Origin of the sequence: Nocardioides speluncae (genome assembly GCF_003121585.1) — a bacterium.
GTDB classification, from domain to species: domain Bacteria; phylum Actinomycetota; class Actinomycetes; order Propionibacteriales; family Nocardioidaceae; genus Nocardioides; species Nocardioides speluncae.
Genome location: NZ_QEOO01000049.1, coordinates 83,263 through 106,518, shown reverse-complemented (window position 1 = coordinate 106,518; position 23,256 = coordinate 83,263). Strand labels below are relative to the sequence as shown.

Annotated in this window: 17 protein-coding genes; 2 read left to right on the top strand and 15 right to left on the bottom strand. The window is 71.4% G+C overall.

Annotated elements, in window-relative coordinates; genetic code table 11:
• The first annotated feature begins 41 nt into the window (after positions 1 to 41).
• Positions 42 to 494, top strand: a complete 453-nt coding sequence (locus DDV73_RS25585) for a MaoC family dehydratase (RefSeq protein ID WP_109510100.1) — start codon at positions 42 to 44, stop codon at positions 492 to 494.
• Here DDV73_RS25585 and DDV73_RS25580 read toward each other — a convergent pair whose 3' ends face one another.
• The 14 genes from DDV73_RS25580 to DDV73_RS25515 all read right to left on the bottom strand — a co-directional run bounded on the left by DDV73_RS25580 (position 495) and on the right by DDV73_RS25515 (position 20,919).
• Positions 495 to 2,741: a protein kinase domain-containing protein gene (locus DDV73_RS25580; protein WP_109510099.1), complete on the bottom strand. Its 2,247-nt coding sequence runs from the start codon at positions 2,739 to 2,741 to the stop codon at positions 495 to 497.
• A gap of 53 nt (positions 2,742 to 2,794) precedes the next feature.
• Positions 2,795 to 4,102, bottom strand: coding sequence for a thymidine phosphorylase (locus tag DDV73_RS25575; protein ID WP_109510158.1), 1,308 nt, complete (start codon positions 4,100 to 4,102; stop codon positions 2,795 to 2,797).
• Between the two features lie 10 nt (positions 4,103 to 4,112).
• On the bottom strand, positions 4,113 to 5,264 hold the full coding sequence (locus DDV73_RS25570) for a cytochrome P450 (protein ID WP_240617480.1): 1,152 nt from the start codon (positions 5,262 to 5,264) through the stop codon (positions 4,113 to 4,115).
• A 7-nt stretch (positions 5,265 to 5,271) separates the two neighbouring features.
• Positions 5,272 to 5,664, bottom strand: a complete 393-nt coding sequence (locus DDV73_RS25565) for a cytidine deaminase (protein ID WP_206051095.1) — start codon at positions 5,662 to 5,664, stop codon at positions 5,272 to 5,274.
• The gene (locus DDV73_RS25560; protein WP_109510097.1) at positions 5,664 to 6,935 is read right to left on the bottom strand and encodes an ABC transporter permease; all 1,272 of its coding nucleotides are present in this window, start codon (positions 6,933 to 6,935) and stop codon (positions 5,664 to 5,666) included. The genes DDV73_RS25565 and DDV73_RS25560 overlap by 1 nt, the downstream gene beginning before the upstream one ends.
• Complete coding sequence (locus DDV73_RS25555; protein WP_109510156.1) at positions 6,932 to 8,035, bottom strand: ABC transporter permease; 1,104 nt, start codon at positions 8,033 to 8,035, stop codon at positions 6,932 to 6,934. Before DDV73_RS25555 ends, DDV73_RS25560 begins: the two co-directional genes overlap by 4 nt.
• 5 nt (positions 8,036 to 8,040) lie before the next feature.
• Entirely contained in the window at positions 8,041 to 9,597 is a 1,557-nt protein-coding gene (locus tag DDV73_RS25550) for an ABC transporter ATP-binding protein (protein WP_109510096.1), read from the bottom strand.
• Between the two features lie 87 nt (positions 9,598 to 9,684).
• Positions 9,685 to 10,764, bottom strand: coding sequence for a BMP family lipoprotein (locus DDV73_RS25545; RefSeq protein WP_206051094.1), 1,080 nt, complete (start codon positions 10,762 to 10,764; stop codon positions 9,685 to 9,687).
• Between the two features lie 130 nt (positions 10,765 to 10,894).
• Positions 10,895 to 12,112, bottom strand: coding sequence for an amidohydrolase (locus DDV73_RS25540; protein WP_109510155.1), 1,218 nt, complete (start codon positions 12,110 to 12,112; stop codon positions 10,895 to 10,897).
• A 173-nt stretch (positions 12,113 to 12,285) separates the two neighbouring features.
• The gene (locus tag DDV73_RS25535) at positions 12,286 to 13,701 is read right to left on the bottom strand and encodes a hypothetical protein (RefSeq protein WP_109510094.1); all 1,416 of its coding nucleotides are present in this window, start codon (positions 13,699 to 13,701) and stop codon (positions 12,286 to 12,288) included.
• A 109-nt stretch (positions 13,702 to 13,810) separates the two neighbouring features.
• Positions 13,811 to 14,812, bottom strand: a complete 1,002-nt coding sequence (gene meaB / locus DDV73_RS25530; RefSeq protein WP_109510093.1) for a methylmalonyl Co-A mutase-associated GTPase MeaB — start codon at positions 14,810 to 14,812, stop codon at positions 13,811 to 13,813.
• Positions 14,812 to 16,995 (bottom strand): methylmalonyl-CoA mutase, encoded by a 2,184-nt coding sequence (gene scpA / locus DDV73_RS25525; protein ID WP_109510092.1) that lies wholly within the window; start codon positions 16,993 to 16,995, stop codon positions 14,812 to 14,814. The genes meaB and scpA overlap by 1 nt, the downstream gene beginning before the upstream one ends.
• Positions 16,992 to 18,749, bottom strand: coding sequence for a methylmalonyl-CoA mutase family protein (locus DDV73_RS25520; RefSeq protein WP_109510154.1), 1,758 nt, complete (start codon positions 18,747 to 18,749; stop codon positions 16,992 to 16,994). The genes scpA and DDV73_RS25520 overlap by 4 nt, the downstream gene beginning before the upstream one ends.
• Positions 18,750 to 18,804: 55 nt before the next feature.
• Entirely contained in the window at positions 18,805 to 20,919 is a 2,115-nt protein-coding gene (locus DDV73_RS25515) for a protein kinase domain-containing protein (protein WP_109510091.1), read from the bottom strand.
• A 281-nt stretch (positions 20,920 to 21,200) separates the two neighbouring features.
• On the opposite strand from DDV73_RS25515, the gene DDV73_RS25510 reads away from it, so the two are divergent.
• The gene (locus DDV73_RS25510; protein ID WP_109510090.1) at positions 21,201 to 22,292 is read left to right on the top strand and encodes a glycosyltransferase; all 1,092 of its coding nucleotides are present in this window, start codon (positions 21,201 to 21,203) and stop codon (positions 22,290 to 22,292) included.
• Here DDV73_RS25510 and DDV73_RS25505 read toward each other — a convergent pair whose 3' ends face one another.
• Positions 22,293 to 23,081 (bottom strand): SDR family NAD(P)-dependent oxidoreductase, encoded by a 789-nt coding sequence (locus DDV73_RS25505; RefSeq protein WP_206051093.1) that lies wholly within the window; start codon positions 23,079 to 23,081, stop codon positions 22,293 to 22,295.
• Between the last annotated feature and the right edge of the window lie 175 nt (positions 23,082 to 23,256).

Sequence of the window (23,256 nt, the reverse complement as noted above, 5' to 3'; positions counted from 1 at the left end):
CATCCTTGCTCACGGTCGGTCGAACCCCGAGGATGGGCGACATGCGCGTCTTCACCACCTTCGACCAGCTCACCGAGGCGGCCGGCACTGACCTCGGCACCAGCGACTGGCTGACCATCGACCAGCGGCGGGTCAACCAGTTCGCCGACGCCACCGGGGACCACCAGTGGATCCACGTCGACGTCGAGCGCGCGAAGGAGGGGCCGTTCGGCGGCACCATTGCCCACGGCTACCTCACACTGGCGCTGGTCCCGTGGCTCGGGAGCCAGGTGTTCACGCTGCAGACGCCGGGCGCCAAGCTCAACTACGGCGTCAACAAGGTCCGCTTCCCGAACCCGCTGCTGGTCGGCAAGCGGGTCCGATCGCACGTCAGCATCGCCACGGTCACCGATATCCCCAAGGGCAAGCAGATGACGGTGCGGCACACCATCGAGATCGAGGGCGAGGAGAAGCCCGCCTGCGTCGCGGAGACCGTCGTACTCCTGCTGCCGTAACTACGGACCGACCGGCCAGGTCCAGTCGGGCACGCCCACCAGGCGGCGCGGGTCCTGGAAGTGGTGACCGATCGAGGTCAGCGACGAGACCGTCACCTGGTCCCCCTCGGTGCGGATCGCGACCAGGTCCGCGGCGCGATCGCCGCGCAACATGAGCCCGTGTACGGCGATCGTGCCGTCGCCCTGGGCACCGATGCTGAGCCACGGCTGGGCCGCCCGGAAGCCCCGCCCGTCGGAGCGGAGTACGTCGATCGTGACGCCGCCGCTCATCGGCCGGATCACGGCCAGGTCGCCCATGCCGTCGCCGCTGAAGTCCGCCGCCGCGACTCCCCAGCCGTGGTCGACCGGCCCCCACGACGCCGGCTTGGCGAGGCCGTTGCGACGACCGCGCAGCACCACCGCGTCGGTCGCCTTCTCCGCGCCGCCCGGAAGCGCGACCAGGTCCGGGACCCGGTCCGCGTCGGTGTCGACCAGCCGGATCGGCGTGGTCGCGGCAGGCCAGCCGAGCCCGGACGCCCACGGCTTGGCGGCCGCAAAGCCGGAACCGCGAGCGACCAGCACCAGTACCTGTGAGCTCGAGGCGTTGCCGGCGAGGACGACGGCGTCGTCCATCCCATCGCCGGTCAGGTCGCCGACCGCGAGCTGCCCGCCGTCGGTGTCGGGCAGCTGTGCCCAGGTCCGGAACGCACTGAACTTGCGTCCCGTGGAGAGCGCGACGGCGACCGTCCGCTTCCCGGCCTGGCTCTCGGCAACCAACACCAGGTCCGCCCGGCCGTCGCCGTTGACGTCGCCGGCGGCGAGCGGACCGTCGGGCACCACGCGTACGCCGTCGGCCCAGGTCGCCGGCTTGCCGAGCTTGGCACCGGCCGCGCGCATCACCTCGACCTGGGCGGTGTCCTCGGATGCGCCGACCAGGGCAGCGACGTCGACCAGGCCGTTGCCGTCGAAGTCGCCCGTCAACAGCCGGCGGTCGACCTGGCCCGCGACCCACTTGGTGCGGTCGACCGGCGTGGTCGGCATCGTGCTGGCGTCCGCGGAGGCGGTCGGGCTCGGCTTGGTGGTCGCCGCGTCGGAGTCGGGGTCGTCGCCGCCTCCGAACAGCAGGGCGCCCAGCGCCATCACGATCACCACGACGACCAGCACGATGCCGGTCGCGGCCGCGGCCAGCACCGCCGTACGGAACCGCGGTCCGCGCTCCCGCTCCACGCCGTACGTCGCGGAGCTGATCCTGACCTCGGGCTGCGGCGGCGGCGCGGGCGGCGTGGGGTCGCCGGGCGCCGGCTCGGGTGCCCAGGAGGGCGGCGCGCTCGGACCGCTCGGCGCGCTGGTGTGGGTCCCGCTGCCGCCGCTGTCACCCGTGCCGCTCGAGCTCTGGGCGGGCAAGGCCGGCGCGGTCGACACCACGCCGAGCCGGCGCGCCATCGAGGCGATGTGCTCCATCTCGGTGCGTACGTCGCCGGCGTCGCTGATCCGGGCCACCGGCTGCTTGGCCATCGCACGGAGCAGGAAGCCGTTGATGTCGCTGCTGACCGGGTCGGTGCCGCTGAGCTGAGGGATCGGCGCGTTGAGATGCTGGAGGGCCTGGTGCGCCTCGTTGCCGGAGTACGGGATCCGCCCGGTCAGCATCTTCCAGACCAGGCAGCCGAGCGCGTAGATGTCGGTGGCCGGGGTCGCGTCGGCGCCCTGACAGCGCTCGGGGGCGAGGTAGGCCCAGGTGCCGGCGATCGAGCCGCCCGCGGTCAGCCGCTCGTCGCCGGTGGTGGCGATGCCGAAGTCGCACAGGTAGGCGTGCGGCTTGCCGTGAATGGTGCGTAGCAGCACGTTGCTGGACTTCACGTCGCGGTGGATCACGCCGGCCTCGTGGGCCTCTCCGAGCGCACTGGCGACCTGGGCCGCGATCGTGCACGCCTTCTCCGGCACCAGCGGTCCGTGCTCGCGCAGGAAGGCGTCGAGGTCGCCGCCGGTGACCAGCTGGGTGGCGATGTAGAGGCAGCCGTCGTGCTCGCCGTACTCGTAGATCTGGATGATGTGCGGGGAGTCGATCCGGGCCATCGACTCGGCCTCGCGGTCCAGCCGCGATCGGTACTCCGGGTCGGCGGCGAACTGCGGCAGCAGCACCTTCAGCGCGACCTCACGGTTGGGACGGGCCTGCGTGGCGGCGTACACCGCTCCCATCGCGCCGCTGCCGAGGAGTCGCTCAAGGCGGTAGCCCGCGAACTCGTCCCCCAGCCCCGGAAGCCCCGCCATGCTCACAAACTAGAGCAAGCGAGGTAACCCTTGCGTCGGGTTGCCGATGATTGTCAGGAGACGCGGTCGACAATCAGCGGTGCCGGTGTGTACGACGCGCCGCCATCAGCCCCGGCGATCGAGCTTGTCGAGATCTCGTAGCCGCCGTCGAGCGACTCAAGCGCTCGGTCGAACCGCTCCGGCTCATCGGTCAGCAGCGTGAACAGCGGCGCGCCCTCGGTGACCTCGTCGCCCGGGCGCGCGTGCCAGACCACGCCCGCGCCGGCCTGCACCGGATCCTCCTTGCGGGCCCGGCCGGCACCCAGCCGCCAGGCGGCCAGCCCGACCGCCATCGCGTCCAGCCGGGTGAGTACGCCGCTGCTCGGCGCGGTCACGACGTGCTGCTCGCGGGCGGTGGGCAGCGCCGCGTCGGGGTCGCCGTCCTGGGCGCGGATCATCGCCTTCCATGCATCCATCGCCGAGCCGTCGGCGAGCTTGTCGGCCGGGTCGACGTCGTCCACGCCGGCGCCCGCCATCATCTCCCGCGCCAGCGCGAGGGTCAGCTCGACCACGTCGGCCGGACCGCCGCCGGCCAGCACCTCGACCGACTCGGCGACCTCGATCCCGTTGCCTGCGGTGAACCCGAGCGGGGTGTCCATGTCGGTCAGCAGCGCGACGGTGTGCACGCCGGCGTCCTTGCCGAGCGCCACCATGGTCTCGGCCAGCTCACGCGCCCGGGCGGCGTCCTTCATGAACGCGCCGCTGCCGACCTTGACGTCGAGGACCAGCGCGCCGGTGCCCTCGGCGATCTTCTTCGACATGATCGACGACGCGATCAGCGGGATCGCCTCGACGGTGCCGGTGACGTCGCGCAGCGCGTAGAGCTTCTTGTCGGCCGGAGCCAGCCCGTCGCCGGCCGCGCAGACCACCGCGCCGACCTCGCCGAGCTGGGCCAGCAGCTCGTCGTTGGACAGCGCGGCCCGCCAGCCCGGGATCGCCTCCAGCTTGTCGAGGGTGCCGCCGGTGTGGCCGAGCCCGCGCCCGCTGAGCTGGGGTACGGCGACGCCGCAGGCCGCGACCAGCGGCGCGAGCGGCAGGGTGATCTTGTCTCCGACCCCGCCGGTGGAGTGCTTGTCGGCGGTCGGCCGGTCCAGGGAGGCGAACGACATCCGCTCCCCCGACGCGATCATCGCCGCGGTCCACCGGGCGATCTCGCGGCGGTTCATCCCGTTGAGCAGGATCGCCATCGCCAGCGCCGACATCTGCTCGTCGGCGACCCCGCCCCGTGTGTAGGCGTCGATCACCCAGTCGATCTGGCTGTCGCTCAGCTCGGCGCCGTCTCGCTTGGCGACTATGACCTCGACCGCGTCGTGCTTGCTCACAGTCAGCACCCTACGTGGAGCCAACTTTGACCGAGCGGTAGCCACGGAGCACGAACGTCCCGCGCGGTTCCGGCTCGCCGACCAGGCCGAGGTCCGGGAACCGCTCGAAGAGCAGGCCGACCGACTCGACCAGCTCCATCCGGGCGAGCGGTGCGCCCAGGCAGAAGTGCAGGCCGGCCCCGAACGCCAGGTGCGGGTTGGGGTCGCGGCGTACGTCGAACGTGTCGGGGTCAGCGAACACCGCCGGGTCCCGGTTGGCCGCCCCGAGGAGCGCGGCAATCTTCTGACCGGCCTCGATCCGCACCCCCCGGACCGTCACGTCCTCGGTCGCGGTGCGCTCGAACAGCTGGAGGGCCGAGTCGTACCGGAGCATCTCCTCGACGGCGAGCGCGGTGTCGGCGCCGGGCCGCAGCCCGTGCCGGAGCATCGCGACCAGGCCGTTGCCGAAGACGTTGACCGACGCCTCGTGGCCGGCGTTGAGCAGGAGTACGACGGACGCGACGACCTCGTCCTCGCTGAGCCGGGCGTCGCCCTCGCCGGCCGCCACCAGATGGCTGACCAGGTCGTCACGCGGGTGATGGGCGCGGTCCCTAGCCAGCTCGCGGACCGACTCGGCGAACTCGGTGGCCGCGCGCACAGCCTCCTCGACCACCTCGGGCGGCGGCGCCGGCTCGTACATCCGCACGATCGCCTGCGACCAGCCGCGGAGCTCCGGCACCAGCGTCGACGGCACGCCGAGCAGCTCGGCGATCACCAGCACCGGCAGCGGCTCGGCGTACTCCGCGAGCACGTCGAACCCGGCCGGGTCCACCTGGTCCAGCAGGTCGGTGGCGAGGGTGACGACTCGCGGTCGGAGCCGCTCCAGGTGGCCGCGGGCGAAGGCGCCAGCGACCAGCCGCCGCAGCCGGGTGTGGTCCGGCGGCTCGTTCTCCATCATCTGGTTGCGGTGCAGCAGGTTGAACGGCTCCAGGTACGCCGCCGGCTCCCGGTCGTGCCAGATCCGGCCGAGCCGCCGGGTCCGGAGCACCTCGCTGGCCGCAGCGTGCGAGAAGGTCAGGAACATCCCGGTCGGCTCGTGCCACGCGACCTCGGCCCGCTCCCGCTCGCGCTCGAAGTGCGGGTACGGGTCGGCGACGACGGCGGGGGCGCTGAGGTCGAGCACTCCGGGCTCAGCGGAGATTCTCGGGACCGAACGCGTCGGGCAGGATCTCGTCCATCCGGCGCACTCCGGATGCGGTCAGCAGCAGCAGGTCGGGCCCGCCGTTCTCATGGAGCAGCTGGCGGCAGCGCCCGCACGGCATGATCAGCTCGGCCTCGCCGTTGACGCACACGAAGTGGGTCAGCCGGCCGCCGCCGGTGAGATGCAGCTGCGACACCAGGCCGCACTCGGCGCAGAGCGCGACGCCGTACGCCGCGTTCTCGACGTTGCAGCCGGCGACCACGCGGCCGTCGTCGACCAGGGCCGCGGCTCCCACGGAGAATCCCGAGTACGGCGCGTAGGCGTGTGTCGCTGCCTCGTTCGCCGCCGCGGTGAGCGCGTCCCAGTCGATCTCGTCGGCCACTAGCCGGCCGATCCCTTGCGATATATCTTCCCGTCGGCCGCTGGCATCCGTAGCCGTTGGGCGGCGAAGGCCAGCACCAGCAGGGTCAGGATGTACGGCGTCATCGAGGTGAAGTCGCGCGGCACGGAGTCGGTGAACGCGAACCACGCCAGGAACAGCAGGCCCGTGGTCCCGAGGACGATCGCCGAGCGGCGCGCGCCGCGGTAGGCCTGCCACGCGGCGTACGCCAGCACGCCGATGGCCACCAGCAGCAGCAGAGCGTGGATGGTTGACGGGTCGCGCAGCCGGAGGCTGTCGGTGTAGCCGAACATCCCGGAGCCGAGCACCACACCCATCGGTCGCCAGTTGCCGAAGATCATCGCCGCCAGGCCGATGTAACCGCGGCCGTTGGTCTGGCCGGCGCTGAAGCCGCTGGCCGCGACCAGCGCAAGGTAGCCGCCGCCGAGACCGGCGAAGGCGCCGGAGATGATGACCGCGACGTACTTGTGGAGCAGCACGTTGACGCCCAGGCTCTCCGCGGCCTGCGGGTTCTCCCCGCAGGAGCGCAGGCGGAGGCCGAACGGAGTGCGCCACAGCACCCACGCCGTCAGCACCACGAGCACCACGGTGATCACGGTCAGGATGGACACGTCGGTGGTGAGGGCGGCGCCGAGCGCAGCGAGGTCGGACACGAGGAACCAGTGCTTGGTGGCCAGGTCGGAGAGACCCTCGGAGACCCCCGGCACGGTGAACGACCATGGGTCGTAGAGCCCGTCCAGCTTGTTGGGGCCACCGGTGCCGCGCTCGGACTTCAGGTCGCTGAAGTAGACCTCGGCGAGGAAGCTCGCCAGCCCCAGCCCGATCAGGTTGAGGGCGACGCCGGACACGATGTGGTCGACGCCGAAGCTGACCGTCGCGATCGCGTGGATCAGGCCGCCGAGGGCACCGAACGCGGCCGCCCCGATGATGCCGGTCGTCGGGCCGTACCAGTAGGTGAAGTACGCCGCGCCCCAGGTGCCGAGGATCATCTGGCCCTCGAGGCCGATGTTGACCACGCCGGCCCGCTCGCTCCACAGGCCGCCGAGAGCGGCGAGCAGGATCGGGCAGGTGGCGAGGATCGCGGCGTGCAGGCTGCCGCGGGAGTCGATCTCGTTGGCGCCGGTCATCACCCGAACGGCCGACACCACGACCACGACGCCGAGGACGACCAGTGCCCAGATCCAGGCGGCGTTGCGGGCCCGGACGAGGCGCTGCACCGGCTCGCTGCCGGATGGCTTGGTGAGCACGCTCATGACGCCACCGCCTCCTCTGGTGTGCCGGGTCTCTGCAGGGCGCGCTGGATCTGCCGCTGCTCGAGCCGCTCACGCCAGCGGCTGACCACCTCGTAGGCGATCACGATGGTCAGCACGATCACTCCCTGGGCGACCAGCACGATGTCCTTGGACACGTCGACATGCTCGAACTCCAGGTCGCCGGCCTGCACGCTCAAGAAGGCGAACAGCACCGCGCCAAACGCGATGCCGACCGGCTGGTTGCGGCCGAGCAGTGCGACCGCGATCCCGGCGAAGCCGAGCCCGGTCTGGAACTGGCTGCCGGAGTAGAAGCTCGCCGTTCGCGACTCGTGGAAGAGCTCGGGCAGCCAGACCAGCCCGGCGACCGCGCCCGACAGCGCCATCGAGATCACGACCATGCGCTTGACGTTGACTCCGGACGCGACCGCGGCGGACTCGTTCATGCCAGTGGCCCGCAGGTCGAACCCGAACCGGGTGCGGTTGATCACGAACCAGAACGCGGCCCCGGCGAGGACGGCCAGGATCGTGAGCGTCCAGATGGCACCGTCGGCGGGCTCGAACGGGGTCCAGCCCGTGAAGGTGGTGTCGGCCTCCAGCGGCGTGGTGCGCCGGTCGTTGCCGATCTCCTGGCCGTAGTTGAGCAGCAGATAGCCGACCAGGAAGCCGGCGATCGCGTTCAGCATGATCGTCGAGATCACCTCGGACACACCACGGGTGACCTTCAGTAGCGCCGGGATCGCGGCCCAGACCGCGCCCGTGACCATCGCGGCCACGATCGCCAGCCCGGCGGTGAACAGGCCCGGCCCGATGGCGGTGCCGGCCACGATCGCCCCGACGTACGACGCCACCCGGTACTGACCCTCGACGCCGATGTTGAACAGGTTCATCCGGAACCCGATCGCCGCCGCCAGGCCGGAGAGGTAGAGCATCGACGCCTGGTTGGTGATGTTGACGATCTCGTCGGCCTCCGGCCACGAGAGCATCACCCGCCAGAAGTCCACGGGCGGACCGCCGACCGCGATGATCACGGCCGAGGTGATCGCCATGGCGGCCAGCAGCGCGGCCACCGGGGCAACCAGCGCGATGCCGACCTTCTTCATGATGTTCACTGCGTCTCCTCGCCGGCCTGCTCGTCGCGGCCGCCGGTCATCGCGGCGCCCAGCTGCTGCGGAGTGACGGTTCGCGGGTCGAACTCGCCGACCAGCTCACCGCGCAGGATCACCGTGATCCGGTCGGAGAGGCCGATCAGCTCGTCGAGGTCGGCCGAGATCAGGAGTACGGCGAGGCCGTTTCGTCGTGCGGTCTTGATGTGGTCCCAGATCGCCGCCTGGGCACCGACGTCGACGCCGCGGGTCGGGTGCGCCGCGATCAGCAGCACCGGGTCGCCGCTCATCTCGCGACCGACGATGAGCTTCTGCTGGTTGCCGCCGGACAGCGCGCGGGCATGGGTCTCCCGGCTCGGGGTTCGCACGTCGAAGGCGGCGATGATCCGGTCGGTGTCGGCGCGGGCGGCGCGCTGGTCGATCAGCATGCCCTTGCTGGACGGCGACCGCGTCTGGTGGCCGAGGACCCGGTTCTCCCACAGCGTGGCGTCCAGCAGCAGGCCGTGCCGGTGCCGGTCCTCGGGGATGAAGCCGATGCCCGCCTCGCGCCGCTCCCGGGTGTCGCGACCGGCCAGGTTGCGGTCCGCGAGCGTGACCTTCCCGGTGGCCTTGCGCATGCCCATGACCGACTCGACCAGCTCGGCCTGTCCGTTGCCCTCCACCCCGGCGATGCCCAGGACCTCGCCCTTGTGAATGGTCAGGTCGATGTCCTTCAGCAGGTGCCGGCCGCGATCGTCGACCAGGGTCAGGTCGGCGACGTCGAGGAGGACCTGGGTGGTGACGGTCGACTCCTCGGTCTCCGGCGACGGCAGCTCCGAGCCGACCATCATCTCGGCGAGCTGGTGCTTGGTGACCGTGCCGGGCTTGGCCTCGCCGACGGTCGTGCCGCGCCGCATCACCGTGATGTCGTCGGCGATCGCGAGTACCTCGTCGAGCTTGTGGCTGATGAACAAGATGGTGTGGCCCGACTCGCGCAGCCCGCGCAGGTTGTCGAACAGCGCGTCGACCTCCTGCGGCACCAGCACCGCGGTCGGCTCGTCGAGAATGATGATCTCGGCCCCGCGGTAGAGGACCTTGAGGATCTCGACCCGCTGCCGCTGACCCACGCCGAGCTGCTCGACGAGCTGGTCGGGGTCGAGGTTGAAGCCGTAGGCGTCCGACAGCCGGCGGATCTCCGCGCGAGCCTTGTCGCCGATGCCGTGCCGGCCCTCGGCGCCGAGGACGACGTTCTCCAGCACGGTGAGGTTGTCGGCCAGCATGAAGTGCTGGAAGACCATCCCGATGCCGGCCTTGATGGCGTCGGTTGGCGAGCTGAAGTTCGCATCGGTCTGGTTGACCGTGATTGAGCCCTCGTCGGCCCGCTGCACGCCGTACAGGATCTTCATCAGCGTGGACTTGCCGGCGCCGTTCTCACCGATCAGCGCGTGCACGGTGCCACGTCGGATGGTGATGTCGACATCGTGGTTGGCCACCACTCCGGGGAACCGCTTGGTCACCCCACGGACCACCACCGCATCGGGTGCGGTCGACGGATCGGCGCCCTTGACGAGCGTTGCCATAGCCCTCCTCAGCTTGCCCGGTTAACTGACGCGAGACGGGCTCGGCCACACGCTATCGCGTGCGCCCGAGCCCGTCTGCGGGAAACGCTACGGCTTGTCCGGAACCGTGACCTCGCCCGACTTGATCTGCTCCTTCGCCTCCTCGAGCTGGGTGGCGATGTCGTCGACGAAGCCGCCGGAGGTGGAGTAGCCGACGCCGTCCACCTTCAGGTCGTAGACCTGGTAGCTGGTCAGCGGGCTGCCGTCGGCGACCGACTGGATCATCGCCAGTGCCGCGACGTCAACGCGCTTGAGCATCGAGGTCAGGATGAACGGCTGCTGGTCCGCCGGGGCCGTGAGGTACTGGTCGGAGTCGACACCGATCGCCCAGTTGCCCTCACCCTTGGCGGCGACGGCCTCGAACACGCCCGAGCCCGAGCCACCGGCCGCGTGGTAGACCACGTCGGCGCCCTTGTCGAGGATGCCGGTCGCGGCGGCCTTGCCACCGGCCGGGTCACCGAAGCCCGACAGGTCGCTCTCCTCGATGTACTGGATCTCGACCTTGACGTTCGGCTTGACCGACTTGGCACCGGCGACGTAGCCCGCCTCGAACTTCTTGATCAGGTCGTTGTGCACACCACCGACGAACCCGATGTGGTCCTTCTGGGTCTTCAGCGCCGCTGCGACACCGACCAGGTAGGAGCCCTCGTGCTCGGAGAAGCCGAGGTAGGCGACGTTCTCGTTGGGCTGGTCGTCAGGGTCGAAGCCGTCGACCACCGCGAAGCTGAGGTCGGGGTAGTCGGGGGCGACCTCGTTCACCGAGGTGCTGTACGCGAAGCCGACGCCGATGATCGGGTTGTAGCCCTGCTCGGCCATCTGGCGCAGCCGCTCGACGCGCGCGGACTCCGGCTCGCCTTCCTCCGCCTCGCCCTCGAAGCAGGTGGCGTCGACCTCGGCGGTGGCCTTCTCGACACCGGCGTACGCCGCGTCGTTGAAGGACTGGTCACCGCGACCGCCCACGTCGTAGGCGAGTCCGACCTTGGGCCCGTCCCCGTCGGCCGACTCGCAGACGCTCCCGCCGCTGCCGGTGTTGTTGCCGTCATCGTCGCCGCCGTTGTCGTCGTCCTGCCTGCCGCAACCGGCGAACGTCAGGGCGAGCACCGCGACGGCTGCTGAGATCTTGGTCATCCGACGCAAGAGAGCCTCCATGTGTTACCAAGGCGCCCGCCAACGGGCGCATGTCGGAGTCACCCTAGTACTCGGCGCGGGGTTTGCCTGGCGTTGCCGCCGAACTGTTACCTGTCGGCCCTTGCGCAGTTCAGGCCGTCGTGGAGGTGGTCACGGCGACCTCCGCGAGCACGCGAGCGCCGATGCCGATGGCCCGCTCGTCGATGCGCAGGTTGCCTTGGTGCAGGTCGTACGTCGGCCCGCCCGGCGTCCGGGTGCCGAGCCGGCCCATCGCGCCGGGCACCCGGTCGAGGTACCAGCCGAAGTCCTCGCCGCCGAGGCTCTGCTGGGTCGAGACGCTGCCCACCTCGCCGAGCACCCGCTGGACGGCTTTGCCGAGGAGGTGGGTGGAGAGGTGCTCGTTGACGACCGGCGGTACGCCGCGGGTATAGGTGATGTCGGCCTTCACGCCGTACGGCCCGATGATCTGCTCGACCAGCTCGCTGACCAGCCGCTCCGCGTCCGCCCAGGCCACCGCGTCCAGCATCCGCACCGTGCCGGCAACCCGGCCGGTCGCCGGGATGACGTTGTGGGCGGCGCCCGCGCGGACCACGCCCCAGACCACGCTCGCGCCCGCGCGCGGGTCGAGCCGGCGGGACAGTATTGCCGGCAGCTCGGTGACCAGCTTGCCGAGCGCGAAGGTGAGGTCCTCGGTGAGGTGCGGCCGCGAGGTGTGGCCACCCGCGCCGGTGAGGTGTACGTCGAGCGCGTCGGCCGCGCCGGTCAGTGGCCCCTCACGCAGGCCCACCTCGCCGACGTCCAGGCTCGGGTCGCAGTGCAGGCCGAACACCCTGCCCACCCCGTCCAGGGCGCCGTTGCTGATCAGGTCCAGCGCGCCGCCCGGCATCACTTCCTCGGCCGGCTGGAACAGCAGCCGGACCCGGCCGCTCAGCAGGCCGCGGTCGTGGACCTCGGCCAGCGCGAGCCCGGCGCCGACCAGCGAGCTGACGTGAACGTCGTGGCCGCACGCGTGCGCCACACCGTCGACGCGGCTCGCCCAGGGGTCGCCGGTCAGGTCGTCGACCGGCAGCGCGTCGAGGTCGCCCCGCAGCGCGACGATCGGGCCGGGGGTCGCGGGATCGCCGATGTCCGCGAGCAGTCCGCTGCGCGGGAGCTTGGTCACCTTCAGCCCCGCCTCGCGGAGCCGCTCACACACGATGCCAGTCGTGCGCTGCTCGCCCCAGCTGAGCTCGGGGTGTGCATGCAGGTCGCGCCGGAGGTCGATCAGCTCGTCGGCGTACTTGTCGACGACGTGCTCGATCAAGCGGGACGCGTCGTCGGGGTGGGCTTCATCGGGAACAAGCGACATGGACATATCAGATCTAGGTTAAGCCAGCCCACCTACGCATCGTGGGTATTGGCGAAGGCTGAGACTAGCGGCGACAGGCCGCGGTACCGAAGAGTATGCCGGTGCAGAGCGTTCGTAACCCTCTACTCTTCGGTACCGCGCGCCGTACCCCGCCGCCACCGACGCCCGGCTCGCTACGCGGCGGTGTTCTGGTTGGTGTCGTTGATCTGCTTGGCGATGCCCTCGTACTTCGCCTGCGCGGCCTGGTCGGCCAGCCCGATGGTCCGGGCCGCGCTCAGCAGCGCCGCACCCGCCTCGTCGAGCTCGGTCGCGGTGTTGCCGAGCAGCCCGATGACGGTCTCCTGAAGGGCCTTGAACTCGGGCTGCGGCCCGTTGAAGCCGACGCCGATCCCACCCGGCCGGTCGAACGACCCTGCCGTGTCCACGCCCAGCTTGGTCCGGGCCAGCCGGAGGTCGCCGGCGATGCAGGGGATCCACTGAGCGGTGATCGCGGCGATGATCTCCGCGGTCACGACCACGTCCTGCTCCTTGCCCAGCACGGTGCCCTCGGCCGCAGCGGGCGGCAGGTCGAAGGCCCCCCGCTTGCTCCCCGCGACCTCGTTGGCCCCCCGGAGGATCTGCTGGAGGAACTCCTCCTGGGTCCGGATGCCCTCGTTCAGCTTCTCGAGCGCCTTCTCGATGTTCGTGCGTACGTCGCGCGGGTGGCCGGCGCCGAGCGGGACCGGCTCCGGCTCCTTCTTCGGCGGGCTCTCGAGCAGGTTCGACCAGGCACCCGCGCCGGCCGCGGTCAGCGCAGCGGTCACGGCAAGCGAGCCGCCCGCGGTCGCGAACGCGGCGACGGCTCCGGCCAAGGCCGCGAACACGGTCACGATGACCTTCGCGTCGACGCCACCACCACCGGTCTTCGGCGCCGAGGCACGCATCGCGTTCAGTCCGTGGTGCCGGATCGAGTCCAGGTCGCGCGAGGTGTTCAGCCAGATCTCCTTCTCGGCCTCGAGCGAGATGGCCAGCACCGAGCCGAGCGCGAACTGGCCCTGGAGCACGGGAGGCAGCGGCGTCACGTAGTTGTCGGAGAAGGCCCGGGCGTAGTTGCCCGCGAGCTGGCCGGTGCGCTTCTCGAGGTTCCCGAGGTCGGCTGTGAGCCGGGCGTTACCGACCTGCAGGTTCGACCCGTTGTCGTCGATCGTGGTGCCGGGTCGGATCTCGTCCGCGCCCTCCTTCGCCCACGAGGCGTTCATCGCCAGCCCGCCCCAGCTGGGCAGGCCCGCGTCCTGCCACTTGCGGAACAGGTCGTCGATCGCCCGCGGCCAGTAGTTGAGGACCTCGCTCTGCAGCCGGGAGAGCATCGACGACGCCTGAGCGGTCAGGTCCTCGTTGTCGACGTTGGGGCTCTTCTCGATCCGCAGGCCCTCCTTGGTCAGGTGGTACTCGTAGTGCGGGTGTACGCCGTTCTTGCTGCTGCCGAACTCCTGCTTGTAGTACGAACCGTTGCCACCGCTCCAGCCACGGTGCTCCATGTCGGCCTTGATCGCCGCCTCGGCGATCTGCTCCTCCATCGAGACGCCACCGCCGCCGCCCTCTTCCGCCATCTTCCGCTCCTACCGAACTCATCGACTCGCTGACGCCAGCCTTCTGCCCGATGATTTGCGATCGCAAACTGAGTACGGGTGCGGGTTTGTGGAGCGGGTCGCGCTGCTATCAGGAGAGGTGTTCGTCGTACGCCGCGAGGATCCGGTCGGCGGCGACGGGAGCGGTGAGGTCGCCGCCGAGTACGGCGGTGCGGACGTCGTCGCGGATGGCGGCGACCGCGGGCGAGCGGCGCAGCCGCTCGGCGAGCTCGTCGCGCACCAGCGCCCAGGTGAACTCCAGCTGCTGGCCGGCGCGCTTGCGGGCCAGGCCGTCGGGGCCGAGGTGGTCGCGGTGAGCGAGCACCCGCGTCCAGACATCGTCGACATGAAGGTCGTGCAGGCCGGAGCAGGTGACGACCGGCGGTGCCCACTCGCTGTGGCCGCGGACCAGCCGCAGCGCGCCGGCGAGGTCGCGCGCCGCCACCTTCGCCTCGGCCTCCCCACCAGCATGGCCGTCGTCGTCCGCTTTGTTGATAGCGATCACGTCGGCGATCTCGAGGATGCCCTTCTTGATGCCCTGCAGCTGGTCGCCGGTGCGGGCGATGGTGAGGAACAGGAAGGTGTCGACCATGCCGGCGACGGTCACCTCGGACTGGCCGACGCCGACCGTCTCGACCAGCACCACGCCGTACCCGGCGGCCTCCAGCACCGACATCGCCTGCGAGGTCGCCCGGGCGACGCCGCCGAGGGTGCCGGCCGACGGTGACGGCCGGATGAAGGCTTTCGGGTCGACCGCCAGCCGCGCCATCCGGGTCTTGTCGCCCAGCACCGAGCCGCCGGTGCGCACCGACGATGGGTCGACCGCGAGTACGCCGACCTGGTGGCCGTCGCCGGTGAGGTGAGTACCGAGGGACTCGATGAACGTCGACTTGCCGACCCCGGGGACGCCGGAGATGCCGACCCGGACCGCGGGCGGCCGCTCGTCGCCGGCGAGCTCGGCCAGCAGCTCGCGCGCCGCCGCCCGGTGGTCGGGACGAGAGGACTCCACGAGCGTGATCGCGCGGGACACCGAGGCGCGATCGCTGCGCCGCAGCCCCTCGGCCAGACCAGCCACGTCGACGGGACGAACCATCAGCTGTGCAGCTGCTTGCTCAGCTTGTCCAGCAGGTCCAGGGCGGAGTCGGCGATCACGGTTCCGGGCGGGAACACGGCCGCGGCGCCCATCTCCTTCAGCGTTGCCACGTCGTCGGGCGGGATCACCCCGCCGATCACGATCATGATGTCCGGGCGGCCGAGGTCGGCCAGCGCCTGCTTCAGCGCGGGCAGCAGGGTCAGGTGGCCGGCGGCCAGCGAGGACACCCCGACGATGTGTACGTCGGCGTCGATCGCCTGCTGGGCGACCTCCTCGGGCGTGGAGAACAGCGGGCCCACGTCGACGTCGAAGCCGAGGTCGGCGAAGGCGGTGACCACGACCTTCTGGCCACGGTCGTGGCCGTCCTGGCCCATCTTCGCGACCAGGATCCGCGGCCGGCGGCCCTCGGCCTCCTCGAACTCGTCGGTGGCCTTGAGCACGGCGGCGACCTTGCTGTCGCCGGCGGAGGCGGACTCGTCGCGGTACACGCCAGAGATCGTACGGATCACGGCCTGGTGCCGCCCGTACACCTTCTCCAGCGCGTCGGATATCTCACCGACCGTCGCCTTCGCGCGGGCCGCGTCGACCGCGAGCTTGAGCAGGTTGCCGTCCAGCGAGCCGCCGTGCACGTGGCCGTCGGCCGCCGACTTGGTCAGCGCCTCCAGCGTGCGCCGTACGTCGTCGTCGCTGCGCTCCTCGCGCAGCCGCTCCAGCTTGGCGACCTGCTGCTTGTAGACCTCGTTGTTGTCGACCTTGAGTACGTCGAGGGGCTCTTCATCTGCGAGCCGGTAGGTGTTGACGCCGATCACCTTCTGGGCGCCGGAGTCGATCCGCGCCTGGGTGCGGGCGGCCGCCTCCTCGATCCGCATCTTGGGGATGCCCTGCTCGATCGCCTTGGCCATGCCGCCGGCGGCCTCGGCCTCCTGGATGTGCGCCCAGGCGCGCTCGGCGAGGTCGTGGGTGAGCCGCTCGACGTAGTAGGAGCCGGCCCACGGGTCGATGATCTCGGTCGTGCCGCTCTCCTGCTGCAGCAGCAGCTGGGTGTTGCGGGCGATCCGCGCGGAGAAGTCGGTCGGCAGCGCGATCGCCTCGTCCAGCGCGTTGGTGTGCAGCGACTGGGTGTGACCCTGGGTCGCGGCCATCGCCTCGATGCAGGTCCGGCCGACGTTGTTGAAGACGTCCTGGGCGGTCAGCGACCAGCCACTCGTTTGGCTGTGGGTGCGCAGGGAGAGCGACTTGGGGTTCTTCGGGTCGAACTCGCGCACCAGCCGCGCCCACAGCGCTCGGGCCGCGCGCAGCTTGGCGACCTCCATGAAGAAGTTCATGCCGATCGCCCAGAAGAAGCTCAGCCTGGGCGCGAAGGCGTCGATGTCGAGGCCGGCTTCGAGGCCGGCGCGGATGTACTCCACACCGTCGGCCAGCGTGTACGCGAGCTCCAGGTCGGCCGTGGCTCCGGCCTCCTGGATGTGGTAGCCGGAGATCGAGATCGAGTTGAAGCGCGGCATCTTCTGCGCGGTGAACGAGAAGATGTCGGAGATGATCCGCATGCTCGGCACCGGCGGGTAGATGTAGGTGTTGCGGACCATGAACTCCTTGAGGATGTCGTTCTGGATGGTCCCGGTCAGTTTCTCGGGAGCGACACCCTGCTCCTCGGCCGCGACGATGTAGAGCGCCAGCACCGGCAGTACGGCGCCGTTCATCGTCATCGACACACTCATCTGGTCCAGCGGGATGCCGTCGAACAACGTGCGGGCGTCGTAGATCGAGTCGATCGCCACCCCCGCCATGCCGACATCGCCCCGCACCCGCGGGTGGTCGGAGTCGTAGCCGCGGTGGGTCGCCAGGTCGAACGCGACGCTGAGGCCCTTCTGACCCGCCGCGAGGTTACGCCGGTAGAACGCGTTGGACTCCTCCGCCGTTGAGAACCCGGCGTACTGGCGGATCGTCCACGGCTGGGTCGTGTACATCGTCGGGTACGGCCCGCGCAGGAACGGCGACAGTCCCGGCCAGGTGTCGAGGGCATCCAGGCCCTTGAGGTGCTCCGGTCCGTAGACCGGCAGGATGTCGATGCCCTCGGGGCTCGCCCAACCGCCGCCGGTTCCTTGGTTTCGAGACGGTTGCTGCGCAACCTCCTCAACCGGCGGTACCAGCGGCAGGTCGGCGAAGCTCTTCGGGACGGTCATGAGAGGTGCTCCCTCGTGCGGGTCAGGAAGGCGAGGGCGTCGACGCCGACGGCGCAGGAGTCGTCGACCGCGATCTCTCCTCGCCCCAAGGATGAAGGGAGTCCGGCCAGGATGATATGCCGGGCGCCGGCGTCGCGGAGGGCGGCGACCAGGTCGCTGCCCCACTCGGCGTACGCCGCGTCGGTGCCGGCGAGGCAGACCACCGCCTGCCCTGAGTACGCCGCAATCACGGCCGCGACGTCCGCGGTGGCGCCCGCCGCGTCGACGGCGATCCCGCCGGCCGCGAACAGGTTGCTGGCGAAGGTCGCCCGGGCGGTGTGGGCGGCGACGGTGCCCATCGTCGCCAGGAAGACAGGGGCGGCGGCCGGCTCGTCGCGGAGCGCCTCGAACGGCGCGCCGTAGCGGCGGACCGCGTCGGCCGCCGGCGTGGCGGCGCGGGCGGGCAGCGCCTCGCCGAGGTTCGGGAACTCACTGACGCCGGTGAGCGGCCGCTTGCGGCGGGCGATCTCCGTGTCACGCCGACTCACAACCTCCGAGATCCGGGCGGCCAGCGAGCCGTCGGCCAGTGCCGCCACGATGCCGCCGGCGGCCTCGATCCGGCCGAACTCGGCCCAGCCAGCGCGGGCGAGGTCGTCGGTGAGTCTCTCGACGGCGTAGGAGCCGCCGGCCGGATCGGCCACCTTGGCGACGTGCGACTCGGCGATCAGCAGCGAGGAGGTGTTGCGGGCGATCCGGCGGCCGAACGCGTCCGGTACGCCGAGCGCGGAGTCGAACGGCAGCACGGTTACCGCGTCGGCCCCGCCGACGCCGGCCGCGAACGCGGCCACGGTGACCCGCAGCATGTTCACCCACGGGTCGTACTTGCTCATCATCGGCCGCGAGGTCACGACGTGCTGGCGCTGGACGCGAGCGTCCTCGGACGCGCTCGACAGCTGGGCCACGCGGGCCCACAGCTGGCGCGCGGCGCGCAGCTTGGCGATGGTCGGGAACTGCTCGGCGGTCGCGGCGTACCGGAACTCGACCAGGCCCAGCGCCTCGTCGACGCTCAGCCCGGAGTCCACCAGCGCCCGCAGGTACGCCGCGCCGACCGCGAGGCTGTAGCCCAGCTCCTGCGCGTCCGAGGCGCCCTGGTCGTGCACCGCGGTGGCATCGACCACAGCGCCGAGACAGCCCGCCTCGCGGGCGAGTCCGACGATCTCGACCAGGCCGTCGGCGAGCGGGTCGGCGCCCAGGTTGGTGCCCTCTGCCGGCGCCACCTCCCGGTCGCGCAGCAGCGCGACGTACGCCTCGGCGGCGGCGACCCGGCCGCCAGATCCAGTCGGAGCGTCGAGCACGACCGGCGCCAGGTCGACGTACACGCCTTCGAGCACGGCCTCCAGATCGGCGGGGCCGAGCCCTTCGCCGAGGGTCAGCCACAGCGAGGTGGCGCCGTTCTCGAGGTCGGCGAGGGCGGCCTGGTTGGCGCTCTTCGGGTCCGGGCCGGCGAGCTGGGGCCGGATGTCCCATCCGGTCTCGGCGTGGCCGGTGACCGGCCCGCGCGCGACGGCGTGCTCCGAGGGGACGCCCAGGGGCGCGACGGTGATGCCGTCGAGCGTCGTGCGCGACAGCTTCTCCCAGACCAGGGAGTCGGGGTCGGTGTCCGTGAGTCGTCCGGACTTGCGCAGCACCGCAGCGGCGATCTTCTCCCAGTCGCTTGCTGCGTGCTGGTCCGCGTCGGACGCCAGCTCCAGACGGTCCAGTTCAGGGCCAGTCATGCTGCGCATGCTAGGAGCCCCAGGAACCCGGGGCCACTCAATGTGATGTTTTCGATCACCACTGCCAGTCCTCGACCGACCGCAACGGCGCGGGCGGCGCGAACTCCTCTCCGTCCGAGAGCAGCGCGCTCAGGGCCACATGGTCGCTCTCCTGGTGCAAGACCATCAGGTCGACCACGCTGTCGTCGTCAATGCTGGCCCGCGCCACCCACATGGTGGCGACGGTCCAGTCGGGGATCGTGAGCCACGTTTCGGCGGGCTGGTACTCGTCCCCCTCGGACCGGGCCACCCGGACCTCGGCACCGTCGTCCCCGTCGACCACCACGGCCAGGTCAGCGCGCCGGTCGCCGTCGAAATCGGTCGTCACGATATGGCTGTCCGGCTGGCGCTCCACGCTCCCCCACAGCTCGCCTTCAGCCAGCTGCCCGCCATCGGCACGGAACACCCACACCTCGTCGGTCTCGGCTGGCAGCGCGACCACGTCACCATCACCGTCACCGTCGACATCGGCGACCCGGATCACGGTCCCTTCGGCCGGCCATTCCGGGTGCCAGGCCTGCGGTTGTGCCTCGCCGTACCCGGCGAGTTCCTCGCTGTAGGTCAGTAGGAACAGCTGCGAGCGGCCGGCGTCGTCGGTCGCCATCGCCACCAGGTCGGCGAAAGCGTCGCCGTTGAAGTTGCCGGCCACCATGGCGACCGAGCCCTCGACCGGGAGTACGCCGACCTCGGCCGCATCACTGAGCCCCGCCGGTCCGCCGGTGTACAGGTAGACCATGCGTTCGCCGTCGCCTCGCCACAGGCCGAGCACGTCGGCGACCTTGTCGCCGTCGACGTCGCCGGCGGTGAGCGCGCCGCCGAGCGGGATCCGGGTGTCCTTCGCCCAGACGCTCGGCGGACCGGACTCGGCGTCGGTGCCGGGCACCAGCATCAGGTCCGACGACCCCTTTCCGGCCGCGACCTGTACCAGCCCATCAGCCTGCTGGTCGCCGTTGAAGTCGCCGGTGGTCAGCCGGTGCGAGATCTGCACCTTCGACCCGCCCGCGGACGGCGGATCTTCGTCGTCTTGGTTCCGGTCGAGCAGCAGCCAGGCGCCGAGGCCACCGACCACGCCAAGTACCGCGGCGAGCGCGAGCGCGATGAAGGTACGCCGCCGGCGGCGACGACGGGGCCGGCCGTCGACGGCTGGTAGCGCCAGGTCCGGGGTGCCGCCGCCGAGCGGGTCGGTGTCCACCTCGGCCGCACCCAGCCTCGGGCTGGACGCCCACTTCGGCTCGGCGTCCGACGGCGGTGGTGCGGTGCGCTTGGCCGGCCGCGCGTGGCCGGCGTCGCCGTGCGCCGCGAGCCGGCCGATCCGCTCCAGCTCCACGCTCGCCGCCGCCGCGTCTGACTCTCGCTCTTCGACCTCCTTGGCCAGCAGGCGGCGGAGCAGAGCGTTGAGCGAGTCGGTCGTCTCGTCATCGTCCGCTGCCATCTGCGGGATGGCGGCGGTCAGGTGCTGCATGGCGACGTGGGCCGGGCTGCCGACGTACGGCGGGCTGCCGGTGAGCAGCTGCCAGAGCAGGCAGCCGAGCGCGTAGACGTCGCTGGCTCGGCTTGCGTCAGCACCCTCGCACCGCTCGGGCGCCAGGTAGGCCCAGGTGCCGGCGACGGCGCCGGTCGTGGTCAGGCCCGGGCCGCCGTCGGTCGCGATCCCGAAGTCGCAGAGGTAGACGTGCGGCCGGTCGCCGCTTCCGCGCAGCAGCACGTTGCCGGGCTTCACGTCGCGGTGGATCACGCCGGCCTCGTGGGCGTCGGCGAGGGCGGCCGCGATCTGGGCGGCCATCAGGCAGGCGGCAGCGACCGGCAGCTCGCCGCGCTCGTGCAGGTACCGGCCGAGGTCGCCGCCGCTGACCAGCTGGGTCGCGATGAACAGTCGGCCCTCGTGCTCGCCGTAGTCGAAGATCTGGATGATGTTCGGCGAGTCGACCCTGGCCAGCGCGGCCGCCTCCCGCGCGAAGCGGGCTCGGTAGTCCGGCGCGTCGGCGTACATCGGCAGCAGCACCTTGAGCGCCACGTCGCGATCGAGGGTGCTCTGGGTGGCGACGTACACCGCGCCCATCCCGCCGCTCCCGAGCGGCCGGCTGATGAGGTAAGGCCCGAACTGGTCGCCGGGCCCTGGCATCGTCGACATGCCGGACAACTTAACGTCCGCGGCCCAGCCCACACCGGCAGACCACGACTTCACCTCTTGTTCGTTATGCGTTGGCGCCCGCGTGGCGACCGCGCACTACCGCGGCCTCACGGTGGGGACAGGGCTTGTCTCCTTATCTGTGGCCGTCGCGAGCGTCGTCCGGCGCGTGCGCTGGCAAGGCGGAGGAGGGAGGCAGGCCGGAGGCCTGGCGACTGACGACAACGCAGCCAGCGTGCGTGCCGGGCGGCGCGCAGCAGGCCAGAGATAAGGAGACAAGCCCTATGGCCCCGCACAAGATCGCGGTCGTCACCGAGTCCTTCTACCCGGCGACCGACGGCACCACCACGACGGTCAAGAACGTCGTGGACCGCCTCATCGACACCGGCCACGAGGTGATGATCGTGGCACCAGGCCCCGGGCTGGCGACGTACCGTCGGAGCACGGTCGCCCGGATCCGGCCGCTCGACAAGCCCGGCGGACAGGTCCGCGACGCGCTCGCGGCGTTCGGCCCGGACCTGGTCCACGTCACCTCCCCCGGCACGCTCGGCCGCAAGGCGCTCAAGCACGCCCGCCGGCAGGGAGTGCCGGCGCTGGTCGTGCAGCAGTCCGAGGTCGCCGAGCTGACCGAGGAGTACTGGCTGCGCAAGGTCGCCGCCCGCTCCGACCTGACCCTGGTCACCTGCCGCTCGATGCAGGCCCGCCTGGACGGGCTCGGCGTGGCCGCTCCGCTGTGGGCTCCCGGGATCAGCGCCACCGCGTTCGGCCCGCAGCTGCGCGACGAGTGGCTGCACGGCAAGTGGTCGCGCAAGCGCTCGCGCGGCGGCCCGCTGGTGGTGATCGGGTACGTCGGCAGCCTGCACAAGCGCAACGGCGTACGCCGCCTGGTCGACGTCGCGAAGGTCCCCGGCGTGCGGCTGGTGGTCATCGGCGACGGGCCGCAGCGCGCCTGGCTGCGCGGCAAGCTGCCGGGCGCGAAGTTCACCGGCGCCATCTCCGGCGGCGAGCTGGCGACCGCGTTCGCGACCTTCGACGTCTTCGTGCACCCTGGCGAGCGCGAGACCGACTGTCACGCGCTGCGGGAGGCGTCCGCGAGCGGCGTACCCGTGGTCGCGCCGGCCGCCGGCGGCACGCCCGACGTGGTCCGGCACGACAAGACCGGCCTGCTCTACGACCCCACCGACGAGCGCGGCCTGCGCCGTGCCGTCGCCGCCCTAACGTCCGACGCCGCCACGCGGACCTCGATGGGCTCCCGCGGCCGTGACCACGTCGCCATCCGCGACTGGCCGACCGCGGTCGACGAGCTGATCGAGACCCACTACCCCGCCGCCGTCGCCCGGCACCACGAGGCCTTCGCACCCGCCGCCGCTGGTTGATCAGCCGCCGAGGGTACGGCGCAGCATCGCGTCGGCGACCGGCGTCGGCAGGTGGTGCAGGAACCGCCGCCCGCGGTCCGGCCGCACCGAGTACCGGCGCCGCGGCCGCGCCGTGGTCGCCGCGGTCCAGATCACCTCGGTGAGCTCGGCCGGGTCGGCCCCGGCGGCGGCACGGCCGGCGAGCCGGGCCGTCCTCGCGGTCAGCGCCTCGAACGGCGAGCCGGGACGCACCGCGGCGTTCAGCGCCTTCGCCGCGCCGCCGGTCAGCTCGGTGCGGAACGGACCCGGCTGGATCACCACCACCGGGACACCGACGAACATCAGCTCCCGGCGGAGCGCATCGCTGTACGCCTCGATGGCGTGCTTGCTCATCGCGTAGGGGCCGTTGAGCGGCAGCGCCCGCTGCCAGCCGACCTCCGAGCTGATATTGAGGATCCGGCCACCACCGGCGCGGAGCAGCGGGAAGGCCGCCTTGTTCACCCGGTAGGTGCCGAGGACGTTGACGTCGAGAACCCGTCGGAGCAGGTCCTCCTCGATCTCCACCAGCGGCCCGACGCCGAGCACCCCGGCGAAGTTGACCACGCAGCCCAGCCCGTCGGGTACGCCGGCGGCGACGGTGTCGATGGCCGCGGACACGCTCGCCGTCGAGGTCACGTCGAGCGTCAGCGGGGTCTGGTTCGGGGCCGGCTCCGGCGGCACCAGGTCGGCGGCGAAGACCTGCCAGCCGCGTTCGGCGAAGACACGGGCCGCAGCGGAGCCGAGCCCGCCGCCGGCACCGGTGATCAGCACCGACCGCGCCTCAGCCCGGATCCACCGATAGGCGCCGTAGCGAGCGTCGCCAGGCGGGTGTGGTGGCAAGGCGGCGGAGCGAAGGCGGGCCGGAGGCCCGTCGAGTCTTCGCCAACGCAGCCAGCGCGCCCGCATGGGGGCGCTCGGTAGGCGGCCATCGGTGGATCCGGGATTA